This is a genomic window from Curtobacterium sp. B8, from assembly GCF_000333315.1.
GTDB classification, from domain to species: domain Bacteria; phylum Actinomycetota; class Actinomycetes; order Actinomycetales; family Microbacteriaceae; genus Curtobacterium; species Curtobacterium luteum.
On record NZ_BACW01000182.1, the window covers coordinates 1 to 1,745 of the forward strand.

2 protein-coding genes and 1 pseudogene are annotated in these 1,745 nt (G+C 71.1%); all 3 read right to left on the reverse strand.

Translation table 11 applies throughout. The annotated features are described in order from the left end of the window. Positions 1-260, reverse strand: a pseudogene (locus tag I59_RS04405) (TlpA family protein disulfide reductase); the annotation flags it as partial. After that, entirely contained in the window at positions 257-913 is a 657-nt protein-coding gene (locus tag I59_RS04410) for a histidine phosphatase family protein (RefSeq protein WP_022902829.1), read from the reverse strand. The pseudogene I59_RS04405 and the gene I59_RS04410, both read right to left, overlap by 4 nt. 67 nt (positions 914-980) lie before the next feature. Further along, positions 981-1,745: SulP family inorganic anion transporter (locus I59_RS04415; protein WP_022902830.1), on the reverse strand; the 765-nt coding region annotated here is incomplete at its 5' end.

A 1,745-nucleotide genomic window follows, 5' to 3' on the forward strand; every position in this document is an offset into this window, starting at 1 on the left:
ACGACGACGACCTTGCCCCCGAGCGCCTTGGACGACAGTCGTTCCCCCGTCATGCTCGTCACGTCGAAGGAGATCGGGTCGGTCCGGTCCGCGGCGGCGACCTCGGTCACCGCGCCGTCACCGGAGATGTAGTTCTGCGTGGTGCCGTGCCCGTACTGCTTCGTGAGCGCGTCGTTGCTCGACGAGCACCCGGCGAGGGCGAGGGCGGCGACGACCGCCGTCGCCGCGATGGTCGCGAGTCGCTTCCTGCTGGTGCTCACACTGCTCCTTCGTCGATCGCGGAGGCCCGCAGCCGTTCGGCCGGGTCCGCGTACCCGACCTCGGTGAAACGACCGGTCGGCGTGGCGGGCACACGCTCGAGGGTCGTGATGCTGGAGAGGTCGCACCGCCGCTGCCGCGGGTCGTGCCAGAGGTGCTCGCCGGCGAGGCGGCGGTGCACCATCCAGATCGGGAGCTGGTGGCTCACCAGGACGACGTCGCCGTCGTCGATGCTCTCCCACGCCGACGCGACGGCCGCGAGCATGCGGTTCGCGATCGACTCGTAGGCCTCGCCCCAACTCGGGCGGAACGGGTTCGCGATCCAGGGCCACTCCGCGGGACGGCCCAGCGACCGCTTCGTGAACCCCGGGGGCTGCCCTTCGTACCGGTTCGTCGGCTCGATGAGTCGTTCGTCGAGCGCGACCTCGAGCCCGTAGAGGGCCGCCCACGGCCGCGCGGACTCCTGCGTGCGCTGCAGCGGCGATGCGACGATCCGGCGGACGTCGACACCGGCGTCGTGCCAGGCGGACGCGGAGGCTGCCGCCATCTGCGTGCCGAGTTCGCTCAGCCCGAAGCCCGGGAGCCGACCGTAGAGGACACGGTCGGGGTTGTGCACCTCGCCGTGACGGACGAGGTGGACTCGGGTCGCGGGCATGGCCTCCAGTCTAGGTCGCCCGAGCGTTCCCACCCCCCGCCCAGGGGATTCACGGCTGCGGGGACGTTCAGCCCAGGCGCCCCGTGAGGCGCCCGTGGATGGCCACGGATCCGGTGTCGAGGTTCTCGACGCGGACGGTCGAGCCGTGCTGTGCGTACCGCTGCTCCACCCCGTCGAGGGCCGCCACGGTGCTCGCGTCGAACACCTGCGCGTCGGACAGGTCGACCACGACGTGCTCCGGGTCCTCGGCGTAGGAGAACCGTGTGACGAGGTCGTTCGAACTGGCGAAGAAGAGCGCGCCACGGACCCGGTAGCGGACGGTGTGCTCGTCCACGGGCTCACGGACCACCGACACCACGTGGGCGGCACGACGGGCGAACACCAGGGCGGCGGCGACGACCCCGACGAGCACGCCCGTCGCGAGGTTGTCCGTCGCCACGACCACCACGACCGTGAGCACCATCACCGCGGTCTCGCCGAGCGGCATCCGACGGAGGGTGGCGGGCCGGACGCTGTGCCAGTCGAAGGTCGCCACGCACACCATGACCATGACGGCCGTGAGCGCGGCCATCGGGATCTGCGCCACGAGGTCGTGCAGCACGATCGTCAGCACGAGCACCGACGCCCCGGCGACGAACGTCGAGATCCGGGTCCTCGCGCTCGCGGTCTTCACGTTGATGACGGTCTGGCCGATCATCGCGCAGCCGCCCGTCCCGCCGAAGAACGCGGACGCGATGTTGGCGACACCCTGGCCCCACGACTCCCGCCACTTGCTGGACCCCGTCTCGGTGAGCGCATCGACGAGCTGTGCGGTCAGCAGCGTCTCGATGAG